Source organism: Verrucomicrobiia bacterium (genome assembly GCA_023953615.1).
GTDB lineage: Bacteria > Verrucomicrobiota > Verrucomicrobiia > Limisphaerales > JADLHS01 > JADLHS01.
Genome location: JAMLJH010000002.1, coordinates 253,423 through 270,132, shown reverse-complemented (window position 1 = coordinate 270,132; position 16,710 = coordinate 253,423). Strand labels below are relative to the sequence as shown.

Sequence of the window (16,710 nt, the reverse complement as noted above, 5' to 3'; positions counted from 1 at the left end):
CCGCTCAATCATCCGGCATCGTCTTCCACCGATTATGGCCCGCTCCTGGAAAAAGCGTTTGCGATTCTTTCACGGCGCACCACAAAATGTGATCGAACAAAATCGCCGGAGAATTTATTTATGAAATCCAGACCTTCTCTCACCGCGCTGCTTCCCATTTTGGCGCTCGCCGTTGTGACTGCCAGCTTGGTCCACGCGACGGACGCACTGGAGCAGGATTTTCATAACCCGCCCCCGGCGGCGCGGCCCTGGACGTATTGGATGTGGATGGATGGCAATTCGAGTCGGGAAGGCATCACCGCCGATCTGGAAGCCATGCAACGCGCGGGACTGGGCGGCGTGATCATGATGGAGGTGGACGTGGGCGTTCCGAAAGGACCGGTCAAATTCATGAGCGCCGAGTGGCGACAAAATTTCAAACATGCCGTGCAGGAAGCGGAGCGATTAGGTCTGCAAATTACCCTGAACGCCGGCCCCGGCTGGACCGGCAGCGGCGGGCCGTGGGTAAAGCCCGAACAATCCATGCAGTTCCTGGTGGCCAGCGAAACCGAAGTGCTTGGGCCAACCCATTTCAACGCGGTACTGCCGCAGCCCCCGCCGCGTAAACCGTACTTCGGCACGGGCGGATTGCCCGCAGAGCTAATCAAAGCGCAAAACGAATTTTATCGCGATGTCGCCGTACTCGCCTTTCCCACACCGGAAGGTAACGCGCGCATTTCGGATTCAGAACAGAAGGCGCTCTACGTGCGCGATCCATTTTCTTCGAGGCCCGGCGTCAAACCGTTCATTCCGATGAATGTGGAGGACGCAACGGAGTCGGACCCGGCGGCCATTGCGCCGAACACCATGCTGGACCTCACGAGCCATCTGGATGCGCAAGGGCGATTGACGTGGAACGCGCCACCGGGCCGTTGGACCGTCATGCGCTTCGGACGCACGAGCACCGGAGCCAACACGCGACCGGCACCGGCACCGGGTCTGGGGCTGGAATCCGATAAATTCGATGCCGCCGCGTTGGACGCGCACTTCGAGCATTTCGTCGGCGCGTTGCGGCGCGAGCTTGGTCCGGACCAGCGCCGCGACGTCGGTTGGACTTCGCTGCACATTGACAGTTGGGAAATGGGCGCACAGAACTGGAGCGCGGCATTTCGGCAGGAGTTTGAAAAGCGGCGCGGTTACGATCCGCTGCGGTTTCTGCCGGCATACACGGGGCGCATCGTGACCAGCCGGGAAATCACGGAACGCTTTCTCTGGGATGTGCGCCAGACCGCGCAGGAGTTGGTGATTGAAAACCACGCCGAGCACCTCAAGGCATTGGCTCACCAGCACGGCTTCGGCCTTTCCATTGAACCTTACGACATGAACCCAACCGCCGATTTGAATCTCGGTGCGGTGGCGGATGTGCCGATGGGCGAGTTTTGGGCAAGCGGCTTCGCCACCTGGTTCAGTTGCTTTGAAGCGGCATCCCTCGCGCACACCGGCGGTAAAACCATTGTCGCGGCAGAATCCTTCACTTCGGACGACAGGGAACGCTGGCGTTTGCATCCGGGCAATTTGAAAGGGCTGGGCGATTGGGCCTTTGGCGCCGGGGTGAACCGCATCGCGTTTCATCGTTACGCGCATCAACCGTGGCTGAATCGCTGGCCCGGCATGACGATGGGGCCGTATGGTGTGCATTGGGAACGCACCCAAACCTGGTGGGACCTGAGCGGCGATTATCATCGCTACCTGGCTCGCTGCCAGGTGCTGCTGCGCCAGGGCGAAGCGGTGGCGGACATTTTGTATCTCACTCCGGAAGGCGCGCCGCAGGTTTTTCGTCCGCCTCCATCCGCCGTGGTGGGCGATCCGCCGGATCGCCGCGAATACAACTTTGATGCGTGTTCCCCGGAGACGTTGAGATCGCGCGCCACCGTAAAAGACGGACGGATTACTTTCGCCAACGGCACAAGCTATCGCGTGTTGGCCCTGCCACGGGTGGACCTGATGACGCCGTCGTTACTCGCCAAAGTGAAAGCGCTCATCGAAGCCGGAGCAACGGTCTATGGCGTGCCGCCGCGGCAATCGCCAAGCTTGACGGACTATCCGCATTGCGACGCGGAGGTACAGAAATTGGCGGCGGAGATTTGGGGCACGACGGGAGAACGCGAGCGGCGTTTGGGTCAAGGCCGCGTCGTGCGCGGCAGCGGGTCCACCCAGCGCAAACCAGTCAACGCATTTGCCGGGGATCCGTTGGCGGACGCAAAATGGATTTGGTTCAAGGAAGGCGACCCGACTGTGGCTGCGCCGGTTGGCAAACGCTATTTTCGCCGGACGGTGAACTTGCCTGATATCAAAATTGCCGCCGCACAAATTGCGCTCACCGCTGACAATTCGTTCACGCTTTGGCTCAACGGACATGAGCTGGGGGCGGCTGATAATTTCCATCAAGTGCAGAAATACGACGTCGCTGCGCGGCTCAAACCAGGAGCGAATGTGATCGCGGTTCTGGTGGCGAACAGCGGTAATGCGCCAAACCCGGCGGGCTTGATCGCGTCCCTGCGCGTGCAATTTGCGGACGGCACAAAACTGGAAGTGCCGTCGGCAGCCACCTGGCAGGCGACAACGCGCGTCAGCGCCGATTGGCAAACCGCTCCCGCAAGTGATGGCGACTGGAGTGCGGCGATAGAACTGGGCGCGTTGGGTATGTCGCCTTGGGGTCGCCCGGCGGCCGTGGAAGAATTTCCCGAGGTTTATCCTGACTACGCCGAACTCGCGGCGTTACTGCGTGCTGACGGCGTGCCGCCGGATTTCGAGTCGGACGGACCGCTGCGCTACACCCATCGCCGCGACGGAGCGGCGGAGTTCTATTTCGTCGCGAATCGCAATGCTGAAACCTGCATCGCCACGGCGGCGTTTCGCGCTCAAGACAAAGTTCCCGAACTATGGAATCCGCTGACCGGAGAAATTCGTCCGGCGCGATATTGGGAACAACGCGAGAGACGAACCTTCGTGCCGCTGCAGTTCGGTCCGCACGATTCGTGGTTCGTGGTGTTTCGCAAATCGGGCCAACCCCCCGGCGGCAGTCACGAGCGACGCAATTGGGATGAGTTCAACTCCGTGCTGGAATTGACGCGTCCGTGGAGCGTGCAATTCCAAGCCCACCGCGGCGCCCCCGCGCAAGCGACCTTCGAGGCACTCACGGATTGGTCAAAACACACGGATGCGGGCGTGCGCCATTTCAGCGGTGTGGCCACTTATCGAACGACTTTCAAAGCCGACCGGGAAGCGGGCGCGTCCGGGCAACAATGGCATCTCGATCTCGGGCGGGTGGAAGTCATGGCGCGAGTTAAACTAAATGGTCACGACGTGGGCACGGTTTGGAAAGCTCCCTTCCGCGTAAAAATCACGGATGCGTTGCAAGCCGGCGACAATCAGCTCGAAATCGAAGTGGCGAACTTGTGGCCGAACCGACTGATCGGTGACGCCGCCTTGCCGCAGGAAAAGCGCGTGGCCTGGACGACGTGGAATCCGTTCACTCCGGACACGCCCTTGCTGGAATCCGGTTTGCTCGGTCCCGTGCGCCTGCTCATCGCGTCCGACGCGGCACAATGAGCCGCCTCATTGTTCACGGCGAGTTTTCGAATCAGACACAACCGGGTCCTGTAGGGAAAACCGGGTTGCCTTGGAACGCGCCGATGATGAAACCGTCCGTCAAACGGTTTACAGGAGTCCAAGTTTGGCAATATGCTTCTCCCGTTGACACGAACGAACCAGACCGAACCATTCAAAATTGAAATGAAAATTGGCCATCACATCGCTTGGGGATTACTTCTCGCACAGTTGGTGTTAGTCGCCGCAACGGCGCAAACCGAACCCGCCATGGATGACTCGATCTATTCCCGCGCCCTGGTGAGTCAAGGTGATACGGCGAGAGTTCAACGGGCGCTTGCCAAGGCGCAGCGCGGCGACGTCGTAACCGTGGGGGTCATTGGTGGCTCGATCACTCAGGGGGCATTGGCGAGTCAGCCGGAGTTCCGCTACGGCAATCACATCGCGGAATGGTGGCGCCGGCAATTTCCGCAGGCCACAATCAACTTCGTCAATGCGGGCATCGGCGCGACGGGTTCGGATTATGGCGCATTGCGGGTATCGCGCGATCTGCTTTCCAGTCATCCGGATTTCGTGGTGGTCGAGTTTGCGGTGAACGATCCCCAGCAGGCGCGTTGCGCCGAAACGTTGGAAGGGTTGGTGCGTCAGATTCTGCAAGCACCGAGTCAACCCGCCGTGCTATTGCTGTTCACCATGCACCACAACGGCAGCAACGCCCAGGAATGGCACGCGCAAATCGGACGCCATTACGCGCTGCCCATGATCAGTTTTCGCGACGCGCTCTGGCCGGAGATGCAAGCAAAGCGCCTCCAGTGGAGCGACGTGGAGGCGGACACGGTGCATCCCAACGATCGCGGGCACGGTTACGCCGCGCAGTTCATCACGCGCTTTCTGGCGGACACGTTGAAAACGATGCCGAACCAGGCCGCGGCACCCGTGGTTAAGCCACTCCCACCGCCGTTGGTGTCAGACGCGTACGAACACGTCACACTCCGTGAAGCCAACGTCAGTGAGCCGGTGGAAAATCACGGCTGGGTGTTGGATGCGGACCGGCAATGCTGGAAAAGTGATCAGCCCGGCAGCGTGATTGAATTCGAAATCGCCGGCACGACGGTGCTGACCATGCACCACGTCATTCGCGGTCCGATGGGACGGGCACGCGTGACGGTGGATGGCAGCAACGCCACGCAACTGGAAGGCTGGTTTGATCAAACGTGGGGCGGCTACCGTAAAACGCAGGAGGTGGCGCGAGACCTGACGCCGGGCCAACATCGCGTGCGCTTCGAATTGTTGGCCGATAAAAATGAAGGCAGCACCGGCCACGAATTTCACATCTACGGCCTCGGCGCGGCGGGCGTCGCGGCATCAACCGCCGCACACCCGGATGCGACCGACCCGCATCCCATCACCGTCGCGAGTTATTATTTCGGCAATTATCATCCCGGCGACGCGCGCAACTCGAAGCTGCCAGGCAAGGGTAAAAACTGGAGCGAATGGGAACTGGTGAAAGCCGCGCGACCGCGTTTCCCCGGTCATGATCAGCCGAAGGTACCGCTCTGGGGTTATACCGATGAATCCGATCCGAACGTCATGGCGCAAAAAATCGCGGCTGCCGCCGATCACGGGGTGGATGCGTTCATCTTTGATTGGTATTACTACAATGACGGCCCGTTTCTGGAGCGCACGATTGATCGGGGTTTTCTCAACGCCACCAACAACCACCGCCTCAAATTCGGTTTGATGTGGGCGAACCACGACTGGTTGGAAATCCACCCTTACCAACGCGGCACTCCGCAGCAATTACTCTTTCCCGGCAAAGTGACCCCGGCCACGTTCGAAAAGATTTGCGATCACCTCATCAAGGATTACTTCCAACATCCCTCCTACTGGCGCATCGCCGGCAAACCGTACTTTTCGTTCTACGAACTCACCAAGTTACTGGAGAGTTTTGGTTCCGTGCCCGCCACGCGTGCGGCCCTGGATCAATTTCGCGCCAAAACCATTGCGACGGGCCTACCGGGATTGCACCTGAACGCGGTCGTTTGGGGACAACCTATTCTGCCCGGCGAAGGCACTCCCACCGATCCGGCGCAACTCGTGCGCGATCTGGGTTTCGATTCGGTCACTTCCTACGTCTGGGTGCATCACGTGGCGTTGCCGGAACAGCAAACCGATTACAATTGGGTGCGCGATCAGTATTTTGGTTACTGGGATCAGGCGGAAAAGATGTTCAGCGTGCCGTATTATCCGAACGTGACGATGGGTTGGGATTCCAGCCCGCGCTGCGAGCAAAGTGACACGTTCGGCAATTTCGGTTATCCCTTCACCAACACCATCGGCGACAATACGCCGGAACGATTTCGGGCCGCGTTGGCGTTGGCGAAACAACGGTTGCTCGCCCGTCCGGACGGACCGCGGATCATAAACATCAACTGCTGGAACGAATGGACCGAGGGCAGCTACCTCGAACCAGACACCGTCCACGGCATGAAATATCTTGAAGCCGTGCGGGAGGTTTTTGGCGTGCGGGAATGAAATTTGAGTTGCCGAAGTGGTGATGGAGCCAACTGGTTACAAAACGGGAACGTTCACATGGCTAAAAAATTGCGATTCCGCCGAAAAGTTCTTTCTTAATTAGTAACGAATCAGGACTGCTCTGGAAGAATTGCAACCCGTGTAACAAATAGCTTGATCTAAAAATCGAGCCCTTGTAACAAGTGGTCGCGTTATGGCGCGTTCACCCACAACTTACCGCTCCAAATGGGCAGCCGGTCCTACTACGGTGATCCGAGTTCCGGAAATTTTGGCGACAAGGATTCTAGAGTTTGCGCGCCAACTCGACTCGGAAACTGGAACTGCGGCATTAAAGGAGTACGGGCGCCCTTATCGGACTGCAGAAGATCTGGATACTCGCAAGCCGGTTAATGTTGCTTCAGTCCCGCAGCGTTCACCTTTCCGGTATCCTGGCGGTAAGACTTGGTTGGTACCTTACATCCGATCGTGGTTGCGAAGCAAAACTCCACGTCCGGCGATACTGATAGAGCCCTTTGCTGGTGGAGCAATCGTCGGTCTAACAGCTGGATTTGAATTCTTGGCAGAGCATGTTGTCCTTGTCGAAAACGATCCGAATGTGGCCGCCGTTTGGCAGGCTGTTTTTGGAGGTCAAGCCCGCTGGTTGGCGGACACAATCGAGCGCTTCGAATTGACCGAGCAAAATGTCATGGGCGTTTTGCGCAATAAAGTAAACAGCCTGCGCGAACGCGCCTTTGCCACAATCTTGCGCAATCGCGTACAGCGCGGCGGCATCATGGCGTCTGGGGCCGGATTGGTTAAGAATGGAGAAAATGGCAAGGGGTTGAGTTCGCGCTGGTACCCCAAAACGCTGGCGCGGCGAATTCGCGAAATTGCTGAGATGCGGAGCCGGTTTTTGTTTATTGAGGGCGATGGGTTGGAGATCATCCGGCGTTACGCTGACGTTGAAGAAGCCGTCTTTTTTGTGGACCCGCCCTATACCGTTGCGGCTCGACGCCTATATCAGCACTGGCAGGTGGACCATCGCGCCCTTTTTGAACTGCTGTCGAAAGTAAAAGGCGATGTGTTGCTTACCTACGATAACACCCGCGAGATTGTGTCTTTGGTGCGCGAGTTCGGTTTTGAACTGGAAGCCGTCGCAATGAAGCAGGATGGACAGGCCAGGATGGACAAACTCATCATCGGGAGGGATTTGGCCAATTAGTTCACGCTTAGAAGCACAAATCGTCTCAACATAATAGAAAGGACACCAATGCCGGTTGACGATCAACGAATTCAAAGGCTGCGGCGGATTCAGCAAGAGGCCGACACGCTCCGACGTGAACTCGAAATCAGCCCGCCCAACGCTGTAGTTTTCATGGCAACAGCGAAAGCAAATGCGGACGAACTCCTCGTGGTGGAGGCAGATGGTTTTGGTGGCGCAACGACATCAGTCGTCGAAGGCAACTTTCCCTTGGACTACTTCACGAAAGTGGAAAGAGCGTTTGCATCTGAAAGCGAAGCGGTCACGGCTGCTGAACAGATTGTCACGGGGCGGGCGCTCGCAGCGGACGTTCTGACTCCCCGAGATTAGGAGCGCCTACTTGATGCTGCTCGAATACTCGCGACGAAACTCCTCGTAAACAATTCGAAGCACTTTCTGGCGGTCTTCTGGTTCATCGAAGTTGGCTGCAAGCTTCAGCAACTCATCCTTGCTGATGGACTGAACTTTCATGTCGATGAGATATTGCTTTACGGCTTTTGAAATGTCGTCGATCACAAGGATTACATTGCCATCCTGAAGTCGCTCTTGATCAAAGTTTAGCTTGAGTTCCGCGTAAAGCCGGTCGGCATCCGACTCTGTTTGAATCCGCAGCTTCTTGATCTGGTAAACGACGCCGAAGTTGGTGGAGAGGTCGACGCCTTTGTCATGCGCGGCAGTTCGTGTGTCTCGGTAGATTTTGCACGCAAATTTCTCCAAGTGAATCTTGATCACTGCAAAGCTAAAAATCTCGAAGTTGGCTGGCATCTTGTCGATTTGTTCTCGGAGCAATTCTACAAACCGTTGTCGGTCGTCGGAGTAAGCCATGCGGATTGTGGGGCTGTTCAGCATCGGCACTACACCCAACCGTTCTTCAATGTGGCGCTTAATCCGTGAAGGAATCCATTTGCAGAGCGCTTCCGCGTGGTCAACGTAAGGTGGCAGTAACTCGTATCTCAAATGCCCAATTGACTTGAGCACGCTGTAGCGGGACATCCGTAGGCCATAAGCGTCGTAATACTTTGCTCCGACATGCACGTCGTGGCCCAAATATGCTTTCATTCCCTTGACTGCCGATTCGTATGCTTTCCTAACTTCTGAATCCGAAAATTTTTTCTGGCCTGTCTCCTTGAAAACGGTGAGCAGCCCCAGCGTGACAACGGGCATGATGACCTTCGTTTGTGAATACTTCAGCATCCGGTCAACCTCACTGTGACAGAATGCTTCGGTGTTCGCTGGTGGTGTTTTTAGGCTTTTGCCCATGTCCTCAGCTGTTCCACTGGTCGCCGCGCGGCACTTTGATTTGCAGTTGTGGCATGAGTCGTTTGGGTCCGGAAGAGCGGAAATCAGGACGCCGTTGAGCCTGTGGGAACGGAACGCCTGGGCCAGTCCAAGTGCGCATCAACGCAAAATCGTTCTCCATACTCTTACCAGAAAAGTACACGGCCTGGATTTCCAACGCGCACCATTCCAATACACCACCGGCAAAGTTGACCAGGACGTTATCAATCTTGCCAACGGGATTCTCTCCTTCACCGGGGATCGTTTCCTCTTCCATTAAAAACGGCACTTCAGAAATAACGATTGGATTTTTTGTGCCCAGTAACGACTTCCCAATCCATTCAAAAATGACGTTGTTTTCAAGAAAACGATACGGACAGGTAGTCACTGGCATGCCGGAAGGCACTACAAGGCCGTGGGTGTTCTGGGTGTATTGTCGCAGCGAACAGACTCCACCTTTTTTACTGCACGTTGGCATGGGTTTGCCAGCCTCTCTTATCTTGAACGGACATGGAGTATTTTTATGATTAGCAGACGAAAGCTCGCGCACGCGTTGTGGAGATAACGACGCGAAGTCAAATCCGTAAAGTTCGGCAGTTCCGTAGCGAGTCATTAATTTCCAAGTGTAGAAGAGTCAAAGGTCAGTAAAAGCGAAAAGTTAGTTCGGTTGGCTTTAATAGGTGAACGCGCTTTGTGGCCGCCCCAATATCTCAAGCGGAATTAATACTGCGTTATACATCTTCTCGCTCGTTAGGCGGCTGGCGCACTCGACAATATCCGGTGTAACGTCTAAACAATTGTGACGAGTACTGCAATGAAATCGTTCTACCTTCTGGCTTTTGGGTTGGCTGCATTGGCGGGACAGGCTGAATCCGTGCTGCACGTGGTCAAGCCGGCCGAAGGCGGCGGGGCGCAATTGCTCCAGAACGGCGGGTTCGAAGCTCTGGCGTCGGGAAAATTGGAGTCCTGGTACGGTTGGCAGCAAGGTTTTCGTGCTGCGCCCGGCGAAGGCCGCAACCATTCCCAAGCCGTCGTATGCGAGCGTCACGAAGGCGAGGGCGAATTCGGCGCAAGCCAGACCCTCACGCTCAATCGCACTCACGTGGCGCCGTTGATCATTCGCGGTTGGAGCAAGGCGGAAAACGTCACCGGCAGTCCGGACAACGGCTACTCGCTCTACGTGGACCTCATCTACGCGGACGGCACGACGCTTTGGGGACAGACGGTCAGCTTCAATTGCGGCACGCACGACTGGGAACATCGGCAGTTTGTATTGCTGCCGGATAAACCCATCCGGTCGCTGACGCTGCATTGCCTGTTCCGTGGACACACCGGCAAAGTGTGGTTTGATGAAGTCTCGCTGGAAGAGGTTTCAACTCCGGCGGGTGCGTTCATGTTTCAAGGGACGCCGATTCAACCTCCAGCGGGTGGGCCGCGCCAACCAACGGCGTCTCCGCGCACTTACACAACCGAAGACGGCCTGAAACTGACCACGCGCGACAACACCATCACGTCGCTGCAAATTGGCGGCACCGAGCTGGCCTCCACGGCGCCGTCCGGTTTTCTGGTTCGCGACTTTGCCGCGAACTCGGACTTGTTTGATTTCGCCAATGGCCTTTGCTCCGAGCTAAAACTCAAGCTCAACGCCAAAATTGAAAACGAATCCGACCACCTCGTCATCACCGGTCGCCTCACCGATCTGTCGGGTGAAGATCGAGCCGTCACGTTGTTGTTTGCGCTGCCGGTGGACGCAACCGGCTGGCAGTGGGGCGACGACATGCGCGCGAGTCGTCAGATTGGCGACAACTATGAGTTTGCCAATCTGGTGAATGTCGGTTGTGGCGCGGACAACAAAATGTCGCGGTATCCATTGGCGGCGATCTGGAATAAATCCGTCGGTCTGGCGCTGGCGCTCGACATGGCTCAACCGGCCCAATATCGGCTCGTCTATCACGCCGGCACGCGACAGTTCTTCATCGCCTACGATTTTGCTCTGGTGAAAGATACGGTCCACTTTCCAAGTCGCGCGGATTTTCGCCTGGTCTGTTTTCGGTTCGATCCGCAATGGGGCTTCCGCGCCGCGTTGCAGAAGTACTACGACATCTTCCCGAAACAATTTACCAAGCGCGTACGCCGCGAGGGCCTCTGGATGCCCTTCACAGACATCGCGAAAGTGCCAGGTTTTGCGGACTTCGGCTTCGCGTTTCAGGAAGGCGCACCCAACGTGGCGTTTGACGATCAGCACGACATCGCCAGCTTCGTCTATGTCGAGCCGATGAGCTATTGGATCGCGTTACCGCCGGAAGTACCGCGCACTTACGAGAGCGCCATGCAGGTACTCACCAACGATCTCGCCGGCGCGCGCAGCGCGGAGCAACAGGCCATGGCGGCGGCGACGTTGACCAGCGGCATTCACACGGCGGACGGAAAATTTTCGCTCTACCTCGTCAAAGCGCCCTGGTGCGACGGCGGCGTATTCACGCTCAGTCCGGACCCGGATTTGGCCCCGTCGAACGAACTCAAATTCACCAAAGCCTCGATCATGCGCCGGGATATTGCCGCCGCCTTCAAACGGAACGCGCCCGCCGCTACCAACGCGCCGAACGCCGGACTGGATGGCGTGTATCTGGATTCGCTGGAAATGTCCGCCACGCAGTTGAATTATCGTCGCGATCATTTTCGCACGGCCACGGTACCGCTCGGGTTCGATCGCGAGGCACGCCCGGCGCAGTTGATGATTTTCAACACCTGGGAATTTGCGCGCGACATCGCCGCGCAGATGCATCGCGAAGGCAAACTCATGTTCGCCAACGCGGTACTTTGGAATTACTCCTTCCCCGCGCCGTGGCTGGATGTGCTCGGCACGGAGGTCAACTGGCTGCCGCGCGGTGAATACCTGCCCGACTCCGACGCCGTGATGAACTTCCGACGCGCACTTTGTTACCAGAAACCCTACTGCCTCCTGATGAACACGGATTACGAGCAGTTCACGTCGGAACGGGTTGAGCGTTACTTTCAACGCTGCCTGTTTTATGGCGTCTGGCCGGGATTTTTTGATCAGGACGCCGCTTCAAAAGATCCTTACTGGGCCTCGACCAAACGCTGGTATGATCGCGACCGCGCGTTATTTAAAAAATACATTCCAATGTTTCAGCGCCTCACGGCGGCGGGCTGGCAACCCATCACCGCCGCCACCGGCGACAATCCACAGCTCTGGTTGGAACGCTTCGGCAGTTTCGGCCAGGACCCCAGTTACCTGACGGTGTTCAATAACACCGCCCAAGCACAAGCTGGATTCATCACGTTGAGCGATGACGGGAAAAGCACTTCGGACCGCTTGATCAAGGAATTGCTCACCAACGCAACGCTTAAACGCGAAGGCAACCGTTGGCAAATCGAAGTCGCGCCACAATCCGTCGCTGTTTTGGAACTCCAGCATTGATCCGCACGAAAGCGGTGCTCGCGGCGACCGATCGTAAATGACGACCCAAGCCATTCCCCTGCCTCATCAGCAGACAACGGAACATCCCCCTCACCGCCACGCCAGCTACGGTGTGATCCGGCGCATAAACGCAGCGCTCAAACACCGAGTGTTTTACGATTGTGAACGCGGCCGCGCGCGGCCCATGCGTTGAATCAGAATTTGTTGTTGCGATACGCGCCCATGACTGGCGCGTCGGGATTCACGTCCGGCCCGAAATAGCGCAAGGTGACCAACGGCTCGGTTTCACTGGTGTTTTCAAAGGTGATCCCCGCTCGCGCGCCATCCGCCGAGCAGAAGTATTCGTCCTCGGTCAATTCGTGGAAGCGGATCAGTTTGGGCGAATTGAGCGGCAGCCCGTTGATCGTGCCTTTGCCTTGCACGCAGATCAGGCCGTAGGCGCCGCGATCCTTGATGGTGCATTTGGCGCCGGGGTCCACCGTGAGTTCCTTGGCGGTGAAGTATTGGCGGCCTTTCACTTTGCCATAAACAATCCAGCGATCCACAAAACCTTCCTGGCGCGTATCGGCCACGGGCACGGGTTCGAGGTAATGGTTGTCCTTGAAGTTCGGGTCCACGTTCGCTTCCCAATCCAATTGGTTCACGATGAAGTCCAGGTCGCGATGCTTCGATTTGGGCATGTCTTTGACCAACAAATTCCACGGCACGTAACGCCCTTCCACCAGGCTTTGGTACATGCCGAACACATCGCTGCCCCATTGCGGCTCGTAGGTGCAGAGCGAGCCGGGCGCGTGCAAAATACACGGACCGATCAGCCAACCCGTGCCCGGTTTGAGGCGATAGGCTTTGGACAAATCGAGCATGCCATTGTCGCCCCGATTCCAATTGGCGAGGCACTGACGCACCTGCGCCCGGGTTGTGCCCGGCTCCAATCCCATGAAGGTATAAGGAAAGTTATTGCCCACGTTGTTGTGTTGCGGCGGGAAGTAATAGCTCTCCGGCTTGCCTTCCTGACCAACCAGTTTCGCCTGCGCGGCGTTCTGGTGCATGTGATGCGGGATCGGCCCCATGTTGTCGAAGAATTTGGAATACACCGGCCAACGCCCGTATTTGCCCCAAATGGCCTTGCCCACCAGCGCGGCACCGGAATCCTCCACCGCCTGACGCAAGGTGAACCGCTCCCGACCAACCACGCAATAACTCAAGCCTTCATCCGGCACGCGACCTTCGTTCGCCGCCTCGGTGGTCGAGGCGAACCAACGCTCGTCAATGCCGCCGCGATTCGCGCCATAGGCGTACGTGTCGTCCGGATGCAATTTGAGGCGCAGACCGGGTTGGAGGAAGGAACGCGGCACCCAGTTGGGCGCGAGGCGCAGCAAACCGCCGGTGCGCGACAATTCCGCCGCGACCTTGGCTTGAGTGTGACGAGTGATGGTTTTCAGTTGTTTGACGGTATTCATAAATCAAAGCCGCAGGTTATTGATTATGGGCGCACAACTCACGGCTTAAAGTTTGGCGCGCCGGCCTGCCCCATGGCCTGGAGGTAAGCCAGCAAATCCAGAATGTCTTCCCGGCTCAAACTATCCAATAAACCGCTCGGCATCGCTGAAACTTTGGATGGCTCGCGGCGGGCAATTTCAGCGGTGGGCACTTCGACGGTGACTTCCGGCGTCAGCATGTTCGGCAACACAATGATGCGCTCGGCGTTCTCATCTATAATCCGGCCGGAAACATCGTCACCATCCTTTTTCCAGATGTTCGAATTCTGATATTGATCGGACACAACCTTCGACGGTTCGATGATGGATTCAAGAATGCTCTCCAACGAATACTTGCTGCCGACCCCGGTCAACTCCGGCCCCACGGACCCGCCGGCGTTGGCGAAGCGATGGCAGGCGACGCATTGCGCGTCGTTGAAAGCGGCTTTGCCATTCGCAAAATCGCGACCGTGCGTCACTTCGGACAAAGCCGGCAGCAGATCTTGCATGGACCATTCCTTGACGAAGCGGCGCTCCTTGGTCGGCTTCCAAACGGGGCCGTCCAGATTGATTTCCAACAGCGATTGCAATTGCTGGCGCTCGGCACTGGTCAACGTGGCGATGGCGTCCTTACGAATTCGCACCAGATATTTGTTGTAACTGGCGCCGTCGCCATAATCGCGGCCGACGTCTTTGAACCATTGAATCAGTTCGGGCGGATGCACCTGACGCGCGTGGGCCTGGTTGGTCCAGACGTTGTAAACACCGCCGCGCGGGTAGGTGATCTCGGGATTGCTCCCCTGACGCAACGCGCCGAACCAGCCGAAGTATTGTTCCCGTTGGGCGAGAGACCAGCCCGATTTCACCTGACGCAGGGTGTAGAGGTAATAAACCTGTTCCTCCTGCGTGCCCGCCTGGTCCAGCAACGCGAGGGTTTTGGTAATCGCATCGGGCGCTTGCAGATAGACCAACAATTGGGACAGTTCACGATTCAACCGGAAACTGGAGGCCGGATAATGCGCGTTCAGCACTTCGATCACGCGCGCCGCCAGTTCGGGATCGGGGCGTCCCTGCCGGATGAAACTCAGTTCGAGAATCCGCAGCTTTTCCAACGTCCGCTCCTCTGAGGCTGCCGATGGAAATTGCGCGAGCGCCTCCAGCAGCCGTGGCTGCGTTTCGGGGCCGCCGCACCGGGCCAGCGCCAGTAACGCGGTCAACGCGGTTTGTTCGTCGGCCTCACGCAGAGCGCGTTCCTGCCATTGATGAACCTCCTGCCATTCGAGCGCAATGCGCGCGGCATAACGGATGAACCGATCATTGCTGCCCAGGTGCGGCCAGACGAAGTCCACCGTTTTCGGATCCCGCTGCCCTTGGAGCGCCTCGAGTTGATGGCGGAGCTTGCGCGCCTGCGCCGCTTGTTTGGCTTCCGCGCGCGGCACCAGCGGTTTTTCCCGGGTGAAAAGTCGGGTGAAAAAGCCCGGCTTTTTGCCCTCGTAACTGACACGATACAAGCCCGACTGCGTCCCGCGACCGCCCGTTACGAAATACATCGCGCCATCCTTGCCGAACTCGAAGTCCGAAACGTTCAGTGGTTTGCCTTTGACAAATTCCTCCGTGGTGCCGGTGTAACTCGCTCCGTCCGGTTGCAAATGCACCGCGATGATGCGGCCGTAAGACCAATCGGCGGCATAGAACGCGCGCTGATATTTCGTCGGAAACTTGCTGTGCGTGCCAAACTTCACGCCCGTGGGCGAGCCGATGCCGATGTCCACCACCGCCGGCAAACTGTCGGGATAGTATTCGGGCCATTTGCTGGAACCCGAGCGCCAGCCATATTCGCCGCCCCGCACCGCGTGCAGAATGCGTGTGGGCCGATACCACGGCAGCCCCCAATCCCATTCCATGTCGCTATCGAACGTAAAAACTTCCCCTTCCGGACTGAAATCGAAGTCATAGGAATTGCGAAAACCCGCCAGCAATAATTCCCATTTCTTCCCTTCCGGATCCGTGCGCAGCAACTGACCGCCCGGCGCCATGATTCCCACCGCGTGACCATTCGCATCCCAAAGTCGGGGCAGCAGAAAATCTTCCTGATAATTTTTGTGCGGCGAATTGGGTTCAATGCCGTCAGGCAACTTCGTATGATTCCCGTTCATCATGTAGAGCATCCCGTCCGGCCCGGGCAACACCGCGTGATAGCCATGTTCGCCCTCGCCGGGAATTTTCTTCAGAAACTGGACCTCCTCCGGATCGAAGCGGTCATTGTGATTGGTATCGGTGACCCGATACAACCCGGTGCCGTCCGGTCCGTGACCGTTCACGTACAGACTGCCGAAGGCGTAACACATGCCCATGGCCTGATGCAGCGGTGCGGGAATCGGTTCGATATTCTTCACCTGTCCCTTCCGATCCAAGGTAAAGCGCAGTAACGGTTGACTGTCGCTTTGCGGCGAAATCGTCAGCCGCCCCTGCGGATCCACCGCCATTGAAATCCATGAACCCTCGTCCGCGGCGGCATTGTGAATCAATTCCACTTTGAAGCCGGGCGGCACCACGAGATCTTCCGCAGGCGTGGCTTGCGCCGACTTGAAGGGATCGCCCCACGGCGCTATCCCCACCGCGCCCAAACTGCGGGCCGCCACCCAACCATCGGCAGGAAGATGAGCCACGTCCCAAGTCGCCGCTGGCGGCAACAACGCCTGCCAACTGGTGTCGCTGACGATGGTTTGGCGTTTTCCGTTCGCCAGGGAAATATCCAGTTTGACCAATAGCCCGGCTACTCCCTCGTCGTTACGTCCTACGATGGTGATCACGTTTTTGCCGGAGCGCAGCTCGGCAGTGACATTGATTTGCGTGGCGCGTTCATGTCCGTTGACGGTTCGGGCGCCCGACTGATTGACGGTCACGTCGGCGTGATTGTCCGCGGCCACGCTCAGGACGGCGCGCTCCACCTTGCCATCAAGCGTGAACGCTTTCCGGAAAATCCGCTGCTCCTGATCGGCGGTGGCCTGGCCGTGATTGGGATGCCAGATCCATTCTGCGGTTTGGGCGGAAATGGTTTGCGTGAGAGCGACCACGACCCCGAGGGTGACCAGCGAGCGGCGAATCTTTGAACACATGATATTTAATGGACGTATATTCGGACTGGG

Annotated in this window: 9 protein-coding genes; 5 read left to right on the top strand and 4 right to left on the bottom strand. The window is 57.6% G+C overall.

Going from position 1 to position 16,710, the window contains the following annotated elements:
• The first annotated feature begins 120 nt into the window (after positions 1–120).
• The 4 genes from M9920_11320 to M9920_11305 all read left to right on the top strand — a co-directional run bounded on the left by M9920_11320 (position 121) and on the right by M9920_11305 (position 7,693).
• Complete coding sequence (locus M9920_11320; GenBank protein ID MCO5052883.1) at positions 121–3,591, top strand: hypothetical protein; 3,471 nt, start codon at positions 121–123, stop codon at positions 3,589–3,591.
• Positions 3,592–3,774: 183 nt separating this feature from the next.
• Complete coding sequence (locus M9920_11315) at positions 3,775–6,123, top strand: glycoside hydrolase family 99-like domain-containing protein (protein MCO5052882.1); 2,349 nt, start codon at positions 3,775–3,777, stop codon at positions 6,121–6,123.
• A gap of 469 nt (positions 6,124–6,592) precedes the next feature.
• Positions 6,593–7,324 (top strand): DNA adenine methylase, encoded by a 732-nt coding sequence (locus tag M9920_11310; GenBank protein ID MCO5052881.1) that lies wholly within the window; start codon positions 6,593–6,595, stop codon positions 7,322–7,324.
• Positions 7,325–7,372: 48 nt separating this feature from the next.
• A complete protein-coding gene (locus M9920_11305; GenBank protein ID MCO5052880.1) occupies positions 7,373–7,693 on the top strand; it encodes a hypothetical protein in 321 nt (106 codons plus the stop codon).
• 6 nt (positions 7,694–7,699) lie between these two features.
• On the opposite strand, the gene M9920_11300 is transcribed toward M9920_11305, so the two are convergent.
• Complete coding sequence (locus M9920_11300) at positions 7,700–8,623, bottom strand: HaeII family restriction endonuclease (protein ID MCO5052879.1); 924 nt, start codon at positions 8,621–8,623, stop codon at positions 7,700–7,702.
• 4 nt (positions 8,624–8,627) lie between these two features.
• The gene (locus M9920_11295; GenBank protein ID MCO5052878.1) at positions 8,628–9,254 is read right to left on the bottom strand and encodes a hypothetical protein; all 627 of its coding nucleotides are present in this window, start codon (positions 9,252–9,254) and stop codon (positions 8,628–8,630) included.
• A gap of 186 nt (positions 9,255–9,440) precedes the next feature.
• Between M9920_11295 and M9920_11290 the strand changes: the two genes are divergently transcribed.
• The gene (locus tag M9920_11290; protein ID MCO5052877.1) at positions 9,441–12,083 is read left to right on the top strand and encodes a hypothetical protein; all 2,643 of its coding nucleotides are present in this window, start codon (positions 9,441–9,443) and stop codon (positions 12,081–12,083) included.
• A 194-nt stretch (positions 12,084–12,277) separates the two neighbouring features.
• On the opposite strand, the gene M9920_11285 is transcribed toward M9920_11290, so the two are convergent.
• Together M9920_11285 and M9920_11280 are read right to left on the bottom strand one after the other, a co-directional pair.
• Positions 12,278–13,543, bottom strand: a complete 1,266-nt coding sequence (locus M9920_11285) for a hypothetical protein (GenBank protein MCO5052876.1) — start codon at positions 13,541–13,543, stop codon at positions 12,278–12,280.
• A 38-nt stretch (positions 13,544–13,581) separates the two neighbouring features.
• Positions 13,582–16,680: a c-type cytochrome gene (locus M9920_11280; protein MCO5052875.1), complete on the bottom strand. Its 3,099-nt coding sequence runs from the start codon at positions 16,678–16,680 to the stop codon at positions 13,582–13,584.
• Positions 16,681–16,710: the final 30 nt, after the last annotated feature.